Below are 14,976 nucleotides of genomic sequence, written 5' to 3'. Positions count from 1 at the left end.
CCATGGCTGACAGCATCCCCGCGCCCTTCGACGTCAAGCTCATGAACATCGTCGCCAACCTTGCGTTCGCGGCGGTGGCGCTCATGCTGCTTGCGGCGGGCGCCTGGTGGGTGCTGCGCCAGCCGTTCTTCCCGATCGTCGGCATCAAGGTGGACGGCGAGGTCACGCACAACAACGCGGTCACGCTGCGCGCCAACGTGGCGCCGCAGCTCAAGGGCAACTTCTTCACCATCGACCTGCTGCGCGCGCGCGCGGCCTTCGAGTCGGTGCCGTGGGTGCGCAGCGCGGTGGTGCGGCGCGAGTTCCCGAACAAGCTGCGCGTGACGCTGACCGAGCAGGTGCCGGTGGCCATCTGGGGCGACGAAGCGGGCTCGAAGCTGATCAACGGCTTCGGCGACGTGTTCGAGGCCAATGTGGCCGAGGTGGACGACAACCTGCCGCGCCTGGACGGCCCGATCGAGCAGGCCGGCCAGGTGCTGGGCATGTACCGCGTGCTGCAGCCGCAGTTCAAGCCGTATGACTTCAGCATCGACGAGCTCACGCTGTCGAGCCGGGGCAGCTGGAAGGTCGTGCTGGACACCGGCGCCGAGATCGAGCTGGGCCGAGGCCAGGGCGAGGAAGTGTCGGCCCGCCTGCAGCGCTTCCTGAAGACCGTGACCCAGGTCGCGGGCCAGTACCACCGCACGGTGGCGGATGTCGAAGGCGCCGATCTGCGCCACAACGACGCGTATGCATTGCGGCTGCGCGGCGTCACCACGGTCTCGCCAGAGGCCCCAAGAAAAATCAAGTAGCGAATACCGAGGAATCGAGGACATATCAATGCCCAAAGAATACAAAGACCTGGTCGTAGGACTCGACATCGGCACCGCCAAAGTGATGGTGGTGGTGGCCGAGGTGCTGCCCGGCGGCGAGCTCAAGCTGGCCGGCCTCGGCATCGCGCCGAGCAACGGGCTCAAGCGCGGCGTGGTGGTGAACATCGACGCCACGGTGCAGAGCATCCAGCAGGCGCTGAAAGAGGCCGAGCTGATGGCCGACTGCAAGATCAGCCGGGTCTACACCGGCATCACCGGCAGCCACATCCGGGGCATCAACTCGAGCGGCATGGTGGCGGTGAAGGACAAGGAAGTGACGCCCGCCGACGTGGCCCGCGTGGTGGAGACGGCGCGCGCCATCAACATCTCCAGCGACCAGCGCCTGCTGCTGGTGGAGCCGCAGGAGTTCGTGATCGACGGCCAGGACGTGAAGGAGCCGATCGGCATGAGCGGCATGCGGCTCGAGGCCAAGGTGCACATCGTGACCGGCGCGCAGAGCGCGGCCGAGAACATCATCAAGTGCGTGCGCCGCTGCGGCCTGGAGGTCGACCAGCTGATGCTGAACCCGCTGGCCTCCAGCCAGGCGGTGCTGACCGAGGACGAGCGCGAACTGGGCGTGGTGCTGGTCGACATCGGCGCGGGCACCACCGACGTGGCGATCTTCACCAACGGCGCGATCCGCCATACGGCCGTGATCCCGATCGCCGGTGACCTCATCACGAGCGACATCGCGATGGCGCTGCGCACGCCGACCAAGGACGCGGAAGACATCAAGGTCGAGAACGGCTTCGCCAAGCAGCTGCTGGCCGACCCCGACACGCAGGTCGAAGTGCCGGGACTCGGCGACCGCGGCCCGCGCATGCTGAGCAAGCAGGCGTTGGCCGGCGTGATCGAGCCGCGCATCGAGGAAATCTTCTCGCTGGTGCAGCAGGTGGTGCGCGAGTCGGGCTATGAAGAAGTGCTGTCGTCGGGCGTGGTGCTCACGGGCGGCAGCGCGGTGATGCCCGGCATGGTCGAACTCGGCGAGGACATCTTCCTCAAGCCGGTGCGACGCGGCATTCCAAAGTATTCCAGCGCGTTGTCTGACATGGTCGCGCAGCCTCGCGCCGCTACAGTCATGGGCCTTCTCGAAGAGGCACGCTTCGCGCGCATGCGCGGCTTCAAGGTCGCGCAGAAGAACGGGTCGGTGAAAACCGCATTCGGGCGCTTCAAGGACTTCATAGTGGGGAATTTCTGACGATGATCAAGTCTCCACTCTGGCTCGCGCGCGGCAGCCCTCCATTGCACTTCAACGAGCGATGGCGACGAACAGGTCCACCGCCATGACGAGCGCATCGTTGTTCCAGTCGCGGCACAAGAAATATTCATAGACACATAACGGCAACTGCAAGATTCAAGGAGTTAGAAATGACCATCGAAATGATCGAAGTCGAAGAGTTCAATCAGGGCACGCAGATCAAGGTGATCGGCGTCGGCGGTGGCGGCGGCAATGCGGTCGCCCACATGATGGAGCGCGGCGTGCAGGGCGTTCAGTTCGTCTGCGCGAACACCGACGCCCAGGCACTGCAGCGCAGCAGCGCGCACAAGATCATCCAGCTCGGCACCAGCGGCCTGGGCGCCGGCAGCAAGCCCGAGAAGGGCCGTGACGCGGCCGAAGCGGCGGTGGACGACATCCGCGCGGCCATCGACGGCGCGCACATGCTGTTCATCACCGCCGGCATGGGCGGCGGCACCGGCACCGGCGCGGCTCCCGTGATCGCGCGCGTCGCCAAGGAAATGGGCATCCTGACCGTGGGCGTGGTGACCAAGCCCTTCGACTGGGAAGGCGGCCGCCGCATGACCAACGCCGACGCCGGCCTGGCCGAGCTCGAAGCCAACGTCGACTCGCTGATCGTGGTGCTCAACGAGAAGCTGCTCGACGTGCTGGGCGAAGACGTCACGCAGGACGAAGCCTTCGCGCAAGCCAACGACGTGCTGAAGAACGCCGTGGGCGGCATCTCGGAAATCATCAACGAGTACGGTGGCGTGAACGTCGACTTCGAAGACGTGCGCACCGTGATGGGCGAACCCGGCAAGGCCATGATGGGCACGGCCGCGGCCGCGGGCCCCGACCGCGCGCGCATCGCCGCCGAACAGGCCGTGGCCTGCCCGCTGCTCGAAGGCATCGACCTGTCGGGCGCCAAGGGCGTGCTGGTGCTGGTGACGGCATCGAAGGGCTCGCTGAAGCTGAACGAGTCGAAGCTGGCGATGAACACCATCCGCGCCTACGCTTCGCCGGACGCGCACGTGATCTACGGCGCCGCCTACGACGACAGCCTCGGCGACGAGATGCGCGTCACCGTGGTGGCCACCGGCCTGTCGCGCGCCGACGCACGCCGCCAGGCCCCGACGCTGGAAGTCATCCGCACCGGCACCGACAACATCGGCTTCACCGTGCCCACGCTGGGCGGCACCGGCCACGCGCACAGCAGCGGCAGCCAGCCGAACTACGACGGCATGGCCGTGCCCAGCGTGTGGCGCACCAACCGCACGATGGCCGCCGCCAAGGTGGACGCGCTGTCGTCGGGCGGCATGGACGACTTCGAGATCCCGGCCTTCCTGCGCCGCCAGGCCGACTGAACCTGGCTCGCCCCCAGGCTGCGCGCACTTCGTGTCGCTTCGCCAACCCCCTGCCGGGGGCGACACCTGCGGCCCGGCAAAGCCGGTTCCGCGGTGTCCCGCGAATCGACGGACCGGACGCAGCGGGCACGAGGGTTCGCAAGGGGCCACGGTGACGACCTGAAAGGGACGTTCACCGGCTCTGCACACTGCGTTCGCTTCGTGCCCGTTGCGTCCATTTCGCGCGCATCCGGCGGGATTGCATAGAACCCATGTCTATCGGTGCCATAGCCAGGGGCATAGGCCGCCACCCCCGTGGCGCGCCTAAAATCGCCGGCGTGCTGCAACAACGAACCCTCAAGTCGATCAGCCGCGCCGTGGGCGTGGGGCTCCACAGCGGCCAACGCGTGGAACTGACCCTGCGACCGGCCCCGGCCGACACGGGCATCGTGTTCCGCCGCGTCGACCTGCCGGAGCCTGTCGACATCCGCATGACCGCCGAGTCGGTCACCGACACGCGACTGGCGTCCACGGTCTCCACCGGTGGCGCCAAGGTGCAGACCGTCGAGCACATCATGTCGGCCTGCGCGGGCCTCGGCATCGACAACCTCTACATCGACATCACGGCCGACGAAGTGCCGATCCTCGACGGGTCGGCCTCTTCGTTCGTGTTCCTGCTGCAGAGCGCGGGCATCGCGCTGCAGAAGGCGCCGCGCCGCTTCATTCGCGTGACCCGCAAGGTCGAGGTGCGCGAGGGCGAGGGCGCCAACGAGAAGTGGGCGCGGCTGGAGCCGTACCACGGCTTCAAGCTGAGCTTCGAGATCGACTTCGACCACCGCGTCGTCAATTCCACCGGCCAGCGCGTGGAGTTCGACCTGGGCACCGACTCCTACAGCCGCGACATCGCGCGCGCCCGCACCTTCGGCTTCACGAAAGAGGTCGAGTACATGCGCAGCAAGGGCCTCGCGCTCGGCGGTGGCCTGGACAACGCCATCGTGATGGACGACACCAAGGTGCTCAATGCAGGCGGCCTGCGCTACGACGACGAGTTCGTGAAGCACAAGATCCTCGACGCCATGGGCGACCTGTACATCATCGGCAAGCCGCTGCTGGCCGCGTACACCGCGTTCCGCTCGGGCCATGCGCTGAACAACAAGCTGCTGCGCGAGCTGCTCTCGCACAGCGACGCCTACGAAGTCGTGACCTTCGAAGACGAGAAGCGCGCACCGCGCGGCTTCGGCGAAGTCGCCCGCGCCTGGTAGACCCGGCGCAGGCCACGTTCACACATGCTTCTTTTCCGCTGGGCCATCCTGCTGCTTCTGCTGGTGGCGGGCGTGTCCTTTGCGTTCTATGCGGGCACCGGGCAGGTCAAGTACCGGCGCTTCGGCTGGATCGTACTGAAGTGGACGCTGCTGGCGGCGTTCGGTTTCTTCGCGGTGCTGATCGCCGAGCGCGTGGCCTAGCCGACGCCGCAGGCCCTGGCACTCAAGGCGGCCAACGCCTGCAGCGCCTGCACCTGCTGCGCCAGCAGCGGCCCCTTGCGATGGGCCGGCACCAGCAGCATGACGGTATCTCCCAGTGTCTTAGGCCGTCCCCATGGCGCATGCAGCCTGCCTTGGGCGAGCAGCGGCGCGACGAGCTGTTCACGGCCCATCAGCACACCTTCGCCGTCGACCGCGGCCTGCAGCGCGAGGCTGTAGAGCGAGAAGTCCGGCCCCGCGGCCAGCGCATCGGCTTCGGCCGCCGTGGTGCCGGCGCGCGTGGCTTGCAGCCAGCGCCGCCAGTCGTCTTGCCACACGGTGTCGTGCAGGCCGCCACAGCGGGCCAGCAGTTCCGCCAGGTCGTCGAGCGATCGGGGCCGGCCGCTGGGCAACGGCTGCTGCAGGCGTGGACTGCAGACCGGAAGCAGCCGGTCTCGCGCCAGAGGAATGGCTTGCGCGCCGACTGCCGTCTCGATGTGCTCACCGGCCCGCGCATAGAACAACCCCAGGTCGAAGGGCTCGCGGCGAAAGTTCGGCGGCTGCTCGAGCGCCGTCACCGACACCTGCACGCCGGGCAGCGCGGCCTTCAATCGCGAGAGCCGGGGCGACAGCCACAGCTGCGCCACGGCAGGCAGGGCCGCCACTTGCAGCGTGCTGCGGCGAGCGGCGGTCTGGGTCTCGTGGCGCAGCGCCTGCACCGCGAGGCCGAGCTGGTCGACGGCGGCGCTGAGGGCAGGCAGGGCGCGCCGCCCGTGCGCGCTCAGGCGTATGCCCTGGCTGTGCCGTTCGAACAGCGCGCCGCCGGCCCAGCTCTCCAGCGCCTTGATCTGCTGCGCGACGGCGGCCGGGGTGACGAACAGCTCTTCCGCCGCCCGCGCGAAGCTGCCATGGCGCGCGGCCGCTTCGAAGGCACGCACGGCGGTGTGCGGAGGCAGGCGGGGGTGGGGCGGTGCGAGCGGCATCGAGAACAAGGAAGATCAGGCCAAGTTTTTCTAAGGCTGGGGCACAGATTATCCGGTTTGCCCGCTGCCGTGCGGCGCGCGACGATGCGGCCACACACCACTTCCAGCGAGATACGCCGCATGCCAGCCGCCCTGCAACGCCGCCCCTGGGTTCCCGCCGCCAGCGAAGACCACGTGCTCTCCATCGCCGCCGATGCCGCAGTGCGCGATGCGGCCGGTGTCGCCGCCGAGATCGAGCGGCTGGTGGCCGACAACCACCGCATCCACGATGTCGACGGCCTGAACCTCAACCCCGCCACCAACGTCATGAACCCGGCGGCCGAGGCCCTGCTGTCGCGCGGGCTCGGCTCGCGCCCGTCGCTCGGCTATCCCGGCGACAAATACGAGATGGGGCTGGAAGCCATCGAGCGCATCGAGGTGGTCGCCGCCGAGCTGGCGGCCGAGGTGTTCGGCGCCAAGTTCGCTGAGGTGCGCGTGGGCTCCGGCGCGCTGTCGAATCTCTATGTGTTCATGGCCACTTGCCAGCCCGGCGACACCATCATCGCGCCACCCGCCACCATCGGAGGCCACGTCACGCACCATGCGGCGGGCGCGGCCGGGCTCTACGGCCTGAAGACCGTGCCGGCGCCCGTCGATGCCGACGGCTACACCGTCGACGTGGCCGCGCTGGCCCGGCTGGCGCGCGAGGTGAAACCGAAGCTCATCACCATCGGCGGCAGCCTCAATCTCTTTCCGCACCCCGTGCCCGCCATCCGCGAGATTGCCGACAGCGTGGGCGCGAAGCTGCTGTTCGACGCCGCGCACCTGTCGGGCATGGTGGCCGGCAAGGCATGGCCGCAGCCGCTCGAAGAGGGCGCGCATGCCATCACCATGAGCACCTACAAGAGCCTGGGCGGACCGGCGGGCGGGCTGATCGTGTCGAACGACGCGGCGCTGATGGAGCGCATCGACGCCATCGCCTATCCCGGCCTCACGGCCAATTCGGACGCGGGCCGCACCGCCGCGCTGGCCCGCGGGCTGCTCGACTGGAAGGTTCACGGCAAGGCCTATGCGGTTGCGATGCGCGAGACCGCGCAGGCACTGGCGCGCGCGCTCGATGCCCAGGGGCTGCCGGTGTTCGCCAAGGCGCGCGGCTTCACGCAGTCGCACCAGCTGGCGGTCGAGGCCGCGCGCTGGGGCGGCGGGCAGCGCGCCGCGAAGCTGCTCGCGCAAGGCGGCCTGCTGGCCTGCGGCATCGGGCTGCCCATTTCGCCGGTCGATGGCGACATCAACGGCCTGCGGCTCGGCGTGCCGGAGATCGTGCGCCTCGGCTTCACGGCCGAGGACATGCCGCAGCTGGCGTCGTGGATCTCGCGCGCCCTGCAAGGCGACGCCGCCTCGGTGGCGGCCGAAGTGCGCGAGCGCCGCAAGCGCCTGGGCGAGCTGCGTTACATCGTGCGCTGAGTCAGCGCGAGCGGCCTTGCCGGTAGGTGCCGGCATGCGTCTTCGAAAGCTCGGCCGCCTGCGCGAGCCGCGCCATCGAACGCCCCACCTGCGCATGCGTGATGGCGATGCCCAGCGCATCGGCCGCGTCGGCGCCGGGCAGGCCCGGCAGGTCGAGCAGGCGCTTCACCATCTCCTGCACCTGCGCCTTGGCGGCCTGCCCGTGCCCGGCCACGGCCTTCTTCATCTGCAGCGCCGTGTATTCGGCCACCGAGAGGTTGCTGTTGACCAGCGAGGTCACGCACGCGCCGCGCGCCTGCCCCAGCAGCAGGGTCGACTGCGGGTTGACGTTGACGAAGATGATTTCCACCGCCGACGCATCGGGCTGGTAGCGCGCCGTGATTTCCGCAATGCCGTCGAACAGCACCTTGAGCCGTGCCGGCAGGTTGCCGGTGCCCAGGTGCCGCGTGCTGATGGTGCCGCTGGCCACGTAGCGCAGCGCATGGCCGTCCGCGTCGACCACGCCGAAGCCGGTGGTCTGCAAGCCGGGGTCGATGCCGAGAATTCGCATGAACAGGAAGGAGGCCTTTGCTGCCTCAGGCGTTGAAGTACCAGCGGATCGAGTGGAAGAAGATCGGCGCCGCGAAGCACAGCGCGTCGACGCGGTCGAGCAGCCCGTTGGCCCCGGTCACGCCCACGCCCTTCTTGCCCCAGTTGGGAATGCCGCGGTCGCGCTTTAGCGCCTTCATCACCAGGTGCCCCATCGACCCGGCGATGCATGCGATGACCGACACCGCGAGCGCCTGGGCGAACTTGAACGGCGTGATGAAGGAGAACAGCGCGCCCACCAGGCTCGCCACCACGATGCCGATGCCCCAGCTGGTCCAGTTGAAGCTGCGGCTCACGTTGGGCGCGAAGGGCGCGCGCTGGGTGCGGCGCGAGATGAGGTGCTGCACCAGCACCGAGGTCTGCACCACGAACACTAGGAAGAACACGAGGAAGGCGCTCTTGCATTCGTAGCCGGGGAAGCTCAGCAGCAGCAGCGCGGGCACGTGGCTCATGCCGTAGACGCAGACCATGATGCCCCACTGCAGCTTGGCGTTGCGTTCGAGGAATTGGCTCGGGTCGTTGGCCAGCGCGCTCGCCACCGGAATGGCGAGGAACACGTAGACCGGGATGAAGACGGTGAAAAGGTCGAAGCGCGCGGTGGCGACGAGCCAGAACTGGATCGGCAGCACGACGAAGAAGGCGAGGATGAGGCTGCGGTGGTCGCCGCGCCGCGTGGGCGAGAGGGTGATGAATTCGCGCAGCGAGAAGAAGGCGATCAGCGCGAAGAGCACGGTGGCCACCGTCTCGCCCAGCGCCCAGCCGATCCAGAAGATCACGGCCATGAACCAGGTGGTGCCGAGCAGTCCGCGGAAGTGGGCCAGCTCGGCCTGCCAGGCGGCGTCGTGCACGGGGTTGCGGCGTTCCCTGAAGGTGAGGAAGAACGCGGTGGCGCTCACGATCGCGAGCACGCCGAAGACGATGAGGAAGAGGGCGGCGACCTGCTGGGTCGGGGTCAGGTTGCGCAGGAACTGGTTCATTTTTTACTGCGCTTCGGGTTTGTTCAGGGCGTGTGTGAAGGCCACCGGGTAGCTCCCTCCGCGAATGTCCCCCGGCCTGCGGCCTCCTCCTTTATTTCGCTGCGGGAGCCACCCGGCGCCCTTCACACAATGGGCGCGGCTGTTGTGCAGGCCGATCGAGAAGTGCTTCATGTCAGACATCGCGCAAAGCGATCACCGCGGCGCGTGCACGGTCGAGGAAGGGACGGCGCTCCTCGCCTTCCTCGACGCGGATCGGCGCGCCGAAGGTGACGGAGCAAAGAATGGGCACGGGCACGATCTCGCCCTTGGGCATGACGCGCTGCACGTTGTCGATCCAGGCCGGCACCAGCACCACCTCGGGGAACATGGTGGCGAGCGCGTAGAGGCCCGACTTGAACTTCTGCGGCTCGCCGGTGTGGCCGCGCGTGCCCTCGGGGAAGATGATGATCGAGTCGCCGCTGCGCAGGGCTTCGATGAGCGGGGCCAGCGGATCGGTTGCGGGCGCGGCCGCAGAGGTCTCGGGTTCCGGGGCAGCAGGGGGAGGCGCCGGTGGAGGCGGTGGCGGGGCCGGGAGATCGAGTTGGCCCTGGGCCTCGCGCAAGACCTCCGCCGAGGTATCGGCGAAAGGCAGGGACATCGGCAGCAGCGGCTCCATCGAAGGCTCGATGCGCTCGGCCGGCGGTGCCGGTTCGGCGGCCACTGGCGGCGGTACTTCCACGGATGCTGCGGGGGCGGGCGCTGTCGTCGCCGCGCGCTCCACGTACACCGCGTTGAACACCTCGGTCGTGATCCAGCGCTTGACCGGCGTGTTGGCCCAGTAGTCGCGCGCTGCGATCGGCCGGGTGATGCTGCGCAGCTCCTCCGGCAGCGCGGCCCAGATCATCACGAGGTCGGCGTGGCTCTGGTGGTTGGCGAAATAGATGCGCTGCTCGGCCTTCGGCGGACAGCCGTACCAGCGCGCCTGCGCGCCAGTGAGCAACCGGACGATTCCCAACAACAACCAACCCGTGAGCTTTGCCAGCATAGGGCGCGATGATACGGGCCATGCGATGGCGTTTCGATCCTCTTTCTATGGCGTGGGCGGTGGCCCTGTTCTTCGTCCTCGTGCTGCTGGCCACCGTCGGCGCGCGCTGGGGCTGGGTGCGCAGTTTCTTCGGCGACGTGCTGGCGGTGGTGTGGGTGTACTTCGTGTTCAGGACGGCCGTCAGCGCGCGCGTGCTGCCGCTGGCGCTGGCCGCGCTGGCGGTGGGTTGCGCGGTGGAGCTGGGGCAGTACCTCGCGTCGGCATGGCACCTGCGCATTCCGAACCGGGCCCTGCGCATCGTGCTCGGCAGCACGGCCGACTGGTGGGACGTGGCGGCCTACGTGCTCGGCTTCTTCGGCGTGCTCGGCATCGAGCGGCTGCGCAGCGGTTTCAGGGCAGCGCGGCCGCGGGCATCCGCGCCATGACCGTCGAGGCCCGGCCGCTCAGGTAAGGCGAGCCGGGACGGCGCTCGAAGAACTTGGGGCTCGGCAGCATCACGGCCAGGCGCGCGGCCTCGTTGGCGCTCAGGCGCGAAGCCGGCTTGCGGAAGTAGTACTGCGAAGCGGCCTCCGCGCCGAACACGCCTTCGCCCCATTCGACGTTGTTGAGGTAGATCTCCAGGATGCGCTGCTTGTCGAGCACCAGTTCCAGCAGCGTGGCGAGCACCAGCTCCTGGCCCTTGCGCAGCATGGTGCGCTCGCCGGACAGCAGCAGGTTCTTCGCGAGTTGCTGCGTGATGGTCGAGCCGCCGCGCAGCCGCACGGGCTGCATCGGCTTGCCGCGCGCCACCGCACGGGCGGAGCGCTTGGCCGCCAGCTCTTCGGCCTTGGCGTTGCGCTGGCGCGCGCGTTCGATGGCCTCCCACTCCACGCCGTTGTGGTCGACGAAGCCCGCGTCCTCGCTCGCGATGACGGCGCGCTTGAGGTTGTCGCTGATCTGCGCATACGGAACCCACTCCTGTCGCCAGCCGCCGCCGCTGCCCTTGTGAATGGCGATCTGGAAGGCCTCGGAGCGCTGGAACGCCGTGCTTTCGGGGTTGACCACGGCCATGGCCGCGATGCGCGCGACGAAGAAGAGCTCGAGTGCCACGCCCGCCACCACGAGGCAGGCGATCAGGCGCAGCACGGCTTTCATGCTTTCGAGGAGGCGAGCGAGCTTCGGAGTTCGGCCAGCACCTGGGCCGAGGGCGGGCGCACGCCGCGCCAGATCTCGAACGCCTCCGCCGCCTGTTCGACCAGCATGCCCAGCCCGTCGCGCGCGACCGCGCCGTGCGCCTCGGCCCAGGCCATGAAGCCGGCGGCGGCGGGGCCGTACATCATGTCGACCGCGAGGCCCCCGGGGCGCAGCACGCCGGCGCTCACCGGCACCGCATCGCCCGCGAGGCTGGAGGCCGTGGCGTTGACCACCACGTCGAAGGTGCCCGGCACCTTGTCGAGCGCCCAGGCTTCGAGCGAGGCCCCGTGGCGCAGCGCAATCGCCGCATGGCGGCGCACCAGTTCGATGGCCTTGTCGACGGTGCGGTTGGCCACCACGACGCGCGACGCGCCCGCGTCGAGCAGCGGGCCCAGCACGCCGGCCGACGCACCGCCCGCGCCGATCAGCAGCAGCGCCTTGCCCTGCAGCGGCACGCCCGCGTTGCGCACGATGTCGTTGACCAGGCCGATGCCGTCGGTGTTGTCGGCATGGATGCTGCCGTCGGCGTCGAAGCGCAGCGTGTTCACCGCCTGCGCGAGCGTGGCGCGTTCGCTGGTGTGCTGCGCCAGCGCGGCGGCTTCGAACTTGAAGGGCACGGTGATGTTGCAGCCGCGCGCGGTGTCGCCGCGTTCCGCTGCCTCGGCGCGAAAGGCCGCGATGCCCTCGGAAAAGGCGCCGATGGGAACGAGCCTGCGGCCGTAGTCCATCCGCTGGCCGCAGAGTTCGGCGAAGCGGGCGTGGATGTGCGGCGAGCGGCTGTGCTCGACGGGGTTGCCTATGACGCAGTACAGGTCCATGGTGTGGGGCGGCGCGGCCGTCTCGGGTCTCCGGGCTATTGGGAGGTGATTTCCATCGTGCCGTCGCGCGCGAAGCGGAACAGGCCCTGGATCACCATCTGGTCGGCCTGTTCGCGGCGCATGGCGTCGGTGAACTTGCCGAAGCTGCCGACGCTGCGCACGATGGCCTGCGCCCGGCGGTCGAGCGCGATGTTGCCCGAACTCTGGTCGACGTCGACCGCGAGCACCTTGCCGTCGAAGTTGACGGTCATGGTCATCTTGAGTTCGCCGTACAGCTTCTGGCCGGCGATCTGGGGGAAGTTCTCGGCGGCGCGCGCCTCGATGCGGCGAAGCATCTTGTCGACGTAGACGGCGAAGGCGGCTTCGCGCGTGGTCGGGCTGATGTAGCGCTTCTTGGGGCGCGCGTTTTCTTCGTTCACGCGGCGTTCGATCTGGGCGAGGATCTCGACCATCTGGCGCCGCTTTTCCTCTTGCGCGGCCGCTTCGGTCGGGTCGCCCGGATTGCGCGGGTCCGGCACCGGCATGGCGGCCAGTTCGCGCTTGAGCTGCGCGAGCATCTGCATCTGCTGGGCCTGCATGGCCTCGACCTGGCGGCGCGAGTCCTCGAAGGAGTCGCCCACCGAGGTGAAGCTCGAAGGCGGCAGCGGGCTGGTGGCGCGGCCCTGCTCCAGGTCGCCGCCGCCCGCGAGCGAGGTCTGCGCCATGACCTTGGCCTTCGGGTCGGGCTTGTCCTGCGTCTTGCTGTTGACCAGGATCACTTCGAGCGGCGTTTCGCTGAAGACCTTGTTGAACGACTCGGGGTCGACGAAGCGCACCGCGAGCAGCGCTGCATGCGCGATGACCGACACGCCCAGGGCGATCTGCAGCGTGCTGAGGTCCTTGAAGTTCATTCTCTAAACTCCTCCAGAGGGGCGCATGTGACCGGCCCGTGGCTCATGCGGGCGTGTTCTCGGGCGCGGCCTCGCTGTCCGTCAGGTCGACCGCGATGGCGATCGGGCCTGCAACCACTTCTTCTTCGTCGCTTTCCTCGTCGGCGGCCGCATCGGCCTTCGGCGTGTCGAGGCGCTCGAGCACGGTGCCCGTCACGTCGAGCGCGATCTCGTCGATTTCGCCGAGCTTCACGCGCAGGCGCGCCCCGCGCTCCTGCTGGCCGGCCACGGGGAACACCAGCGGCAGCGTCTCGGCACGCACCAGCGCGCCGTTGGGCAGGTCCTTGATGACGGTGGCTTCGAGCTCGGTGATGCCCTGCTGCTGCAGGTACTTCAGCGTCCAGAAGCGTTCCATGCCGCCCTGGTAGGCGTTGTACGTGGCATAGGCCGCGTCGAAGCCCGAGAGAATGGAGAACAGGTCGGCGTCCTTCGGCTTGAAGGGCGCGGCCAGCGCGGCGGTCTTGCCGTGGCGCGCGGCGGCAATGATCTGCCACTGGTTCACCAGGTCGGTGTAGCGGCGCAGCGGCGAGGTGCTCCAGGCGTAGCTCTTCACGCCCAGGCCCGCGTGCGGCAGCGCGCGCGTGCCCATGCGCACCTTGATGCCCGGCGCGAGGCTGGCCTGGCTGCGGTACAGCCCGGGCACGCCGAGTTCGCCGAGCCAGCCGCCCCAGCTGCTGTTGGCCAGGATCATGGCTTCGGACACGATCAGGTCGAGCGGCGCGCCGCGCTGGCGCGTGCTGATCTGCACCTGCTCGTTGCCGGTGGGCTCGTTGCCCTCGTTGCCGACGAGGCGGAAGTTGTAGTCGGGCCGGTTGAAGTTCTCCGGCTTGCCGCGCACCACTTCGCGCTGCGCCTTCAGCTGCTTCGCGAGGCGGAACAGGAAGGAGAGCGGGGCGCGCAGCGTGGCCGCGGCTTCGGGCGTGTTGTCGCTCTGGAACGAGGCGTCTTCGAGCCAGGGATGGGTGACGACGGTGTCGAGCTGGTCGTGGCGCAGGTTGGCGACGATGGGCACGCGCTCCAGCCTGGTCTCGGTGCCTTGCAGCTCCAGCGTGGCTTCGTCGAAGCGCGCATAGAGCGACACCGCCGGGCGGTCGCCGCCTTCGAGCAGCGTGTAGGTGTTGACCACGTCATCGGGCAGCATCGTGATCTTGTAGCCGGGCATGTAGACCGTCGACATGCGCGCGCGCGCCACGTTGTCGATGGCGCTGCCCGGCGTCAGTGCGAGTGCCGGCGCCGCGATGTGGATGCCCACGGTGACGGTGCCGCTGCCCAGGCCCTGCACCGAGAGCGCATCGTCGATTTCGGTGGTCTGCGAATCGTCGATCGAGAAAGCCTGCACGCCGGACGCCACGGGCAGGTCGTCCACGATGGCGGGCGCCGCGAGTGCGGGAAAGCCGGTGCCCTTGGGGAAGTTCTCGAACAGGAAGCGCCGCCAGTGGAACTGGTAGGGCGAATCGATGGCGCCGGCACGCTCCAACAGGTCGAGCGGCGGGCGCTGCGTGGCGCGCGCCGCGTCGACCACGGCCTTGTATTCGGGTGCGTTCTTGTCGGGCTTGAACAGGATCTTGTAGAGCTGCTCGCGCACCGGCGCGGGGCAAACGCCCTCGGCCAGCTGTCCGGCCCACTCGGTGATCTGCGCCTGGACGGCCTTCTTCTTCTCGATGGCGGCCAGCGCCTGCTGCACGATTTCGGCGGGCGCCTTCTTGAAGCGGCCCTTGCCGGCGCGGCGGAAGTAGTGCGGCGCCTCGAACAGCGCGAACAGCGCCGCGGCCTGCTGCGCGAGCGAGGGCTTGTCGCTGAAATAGTCGGCTGCGAGTTCGCCGAAGCCGAATTCGCCTTCGGCCGCGAATTCCCAGGCGAGGTCGAGGTCGATGGTGGCGGCGAGCGTGCGCGCCTCGGCGATCAGCTCGGCGGGCGCGGGCTTCTCGAAACGCAGCACGATGTTGGCGCCCTTGACCTTGACGCGCTTGCCGGTGTCGAGCTCGACCTGTGCCGATGCTTCGGCCTCCGACAGCACGCGGCCGCCGAGGTACTTGCCGGCTTCTTCAAACAATACAAACATAGTCCCCGATTCTCCCACGCGGAAAACCGACGCGATCCAATACCAGGATGCCGCGGAACCGGCTTCGCCGGGCCGCATGCATCGCCCCCTGCAAGGGGGTTGGCGAAGC

Annotated in this window: 15 protein-coding genes; 7 read left to right on the top strand and 8 right to left on the bottom strand. The window is 68.7% G+C overall.

Going from position 1 to position 14,976, the window contains the following annotated elements; genetic code table 11:
• Window positions 1-2 precede the first annotated feature (2 nt).
• The 5 genes from C4F17_RS14560 to C4F17_RS33135 all read left to right on the top strand — a co-directional run bounded on the left by C4F17_RS14560 (window position 3) and on the right by C4F17_RS33135 (window position 4,873).
• Complete coding sequence (locus C4F17_RS14560; RefSeq protein WP_081270182.1) at window positions 3-791, top strand: cell division protein FtsQ/DivIB; 789 nt, start codon at window positions 3-5, stop codon at window positions 789-791.
• A gap of 28 nt (window positions 792-819) precedes the next feature.
• The gene (gene ftsA, locus C4F17_RS14555) at window positions 820-2,049 is read left to right on the top strand and encodes a cell division protein FtsA (protein WP_081270183.1); all 1,230 of its coding nucleotides are present in this window, start codon (window positions 820-822) and stop codon (window positions 2,047-2,049) included.
• A 170-nt stretch (window positions 2,050-2,219) separates the two neighbouring features.
• Window positions 2,220-3,431, top strand: coding sequence for a cell division protein FtsZ (ftsZ, locus tag C4F17_RS14550; RefSeq protein WP_081270184.1), 1,212 nt, complete (start codon window positions 2,220-2,222; stop codon window positions 3,429-3,431).
• A gap of 317 nt (window positions 3,432-3,748) precedes the next feature.
• Window positions 3,749-4,672: a UDP-3-O-acyl-N-acetylglucosamine deacetylase gene (lpxC, locus tag C4F17_RS14545; RefSeq protein WP_172839925.1), complete on the top strand. Its 924-nt coding sequence runs from the start codon at window positions 3,749-3,751 to the stop codon at window positions 4,670-4,672.
• A gap of 24 nt (window positions 4,673-4,696) precedes the next feature.
• On the top strand, window positions 4,697-4,873 hold the full coding sequence (locus C4F17_RS33135; RefSeq protein ID WP_172839926.1) for a hypothetical protein: 177 nt from the start codon (window positions 4,697-4,699) through the stop codon (window positions 4,871-4,873).
• Here the strand turns inward: C4F17_RS33135 and C4F17_RS14540 are convergent.
• On the bottom strand, window positions 4,870-5,808 hold the full coding sequence (locus C4F17_RS14540; RefSeq protein WP_234382089.1) for a LysR family transcriptional regulator: 939 nt from the start codon (window positions 5,806-5,808) through the stop codon (window positions 4,870-4,872). The genes C4F17_RS33135 and C4F17_RS14540 overlap by 4 nt on opposite strands.
• A 165-nt stretch (window positions 5,809-5,973) precedes the next feature.
• Here C4F17_RS14540 and glyA point away from each other — a divergent pair, with 165 nt between their 5' ends.
• Window positions 5,974-7,296, top strand: coding sequence for a serine hydroxymethyltransferase (gene glyA, locus C4F17_RS14535; protein ID WP_106935701.1), 1,323 nt, complete (start codon window positions 5,974-5,976; stop codon window positions 7,294-7,296).
• Window position 7,297: 1 nt separating this feature from the next.
• On the opposite strand, the gene ruvC is transcribed toward glyA, so the two are convergent.
• The 3 genes from ruvC to C4F17_RS14520 form a co-directional block, all read right to left on the bottom strand.
• Window positions 7,298-7,846, bottom strand: coding sequence for a crossover junction endodeoxyribonuclease RuvC (gene ruvC / locus C4F17_RS14530; RefSeq protein ID WP_081270188.1), 549 nt, complete (start codon window positions 7,844-7,846; stop codon window positions 7,298-7,300).
• A gap of 25 nt (window positions 7,847-7,871) precedes the next feature.
• Entirely contained in the window at window positions 7,872-8,861 is a 990-nt protein-coding gene (locus C4F17_RS14525; RefSeq protein WP_106935700.1) for a phosphatidate cytidylyltransferase, read from the bottom strand.
• A gap of 172 nt (window positions 8,862-9,033) precedes the next feature.
• On the bottom strand, window positions 9,034-9,885 hold the full coding sequence (locus C4F17_RS14520; RefSeq protein ID WP_081270190.1) for a lysophospholipid acyltransferase family protein: 852 nt from the start codon (window positions 9,883-9,885) through the stop codon (window positions 9,034-9,036).
• A gap of 8 nt (window positions 9,886-9,893) precedes the next feature.
• Between C4F17_RS14520 and C4F17_RS14515 the strand changes: the two genes are divergently transcribed.
• Window positions 9,894-10,310, top strand: a complete 417-nt coding sequence (locus tag C4F17_RS14515) for a ribosomal maturation YjgA family protein (RefSeq protein WP_106935699.1) — start codon at window positions 9,894-9,896, stop codon at window positions 10,308-10,310.
• Here the strand turns inward: C4F17_RS14515 and mtgA are convergent.
• From mtgA to C4F17_RS14495, 4 genes are read right to left on the bottom strand one after another with little or no spacing between them, the layout of a single operon-like run.
• On the bottom strand, window positions 10,276-11,019 hold the full coding sequence (gene mtgA, locus C4F17_RS14510) for a monofunctional biosynthetic peptidoglycan transglycosylase (protein ID WP_106935698.1): 744 nt from the start codon (window positions 11,017-11,019) through the stop codon (window positions 10,276-10,278). The genes C4F17_RS14515 and mtgA overlap by 35 nt on opposite strands.
• Window positions 11,016-11,876, bottom strand: coding sequence for a shikimate dehydrogenase (gene aroE, locus C4F17_RS14505; RefSeq protein ID WP_106935697.1), 861 nt, complete (start codon window positions 11,874-11,876; stop codon window positions 11,016-11,018). The genes mtgA and aroE overlap by 4 nt, the downstream gene beginning before the upstream one ends.
• A gap of 35 nt (window positions 11,877-11,911) precedes the next feature.
• Complete coding sequence (locus C4F17_RS14500; protein WP_106935696.1) at window positions 11,912-12,766, bottom strand: energy transducer TonB; 855 nt, start codon at window positions 12,764-12,766, stop codon at window positions 11,912-11,914.
• A 43-nt stretch (window positions 12,767-12,809) separates the two neighbouring features.
• A complete protein-coding gene (locus C4F17_RS14495) occupies window positions 12,810-14,867 on the bottom strand; it encodes a ribonuclease catalytic domain-containing protein (protein ID WP_106935695.1) in 2,058 nt (685 codons plus the stop codon).
• Between the last annotated feature and the right edge of the window lie 109 nt (window positions 14,868-14,976).

This window comes from Variovorax sp. PMC12, assembly GCF_003019815.1.
Classification (GTDB): domain Bacteria; phylum Pseudomonadota; class Gammaproteobacteria; order Burkholderiales; family Burkholderiaceae_C; genus Variovorax.
The sequence above is the reverse complement of the archived record's forward strand: the minus strand, read 5'-3'. Positions and strand labels throughout refer to the sequence as shown.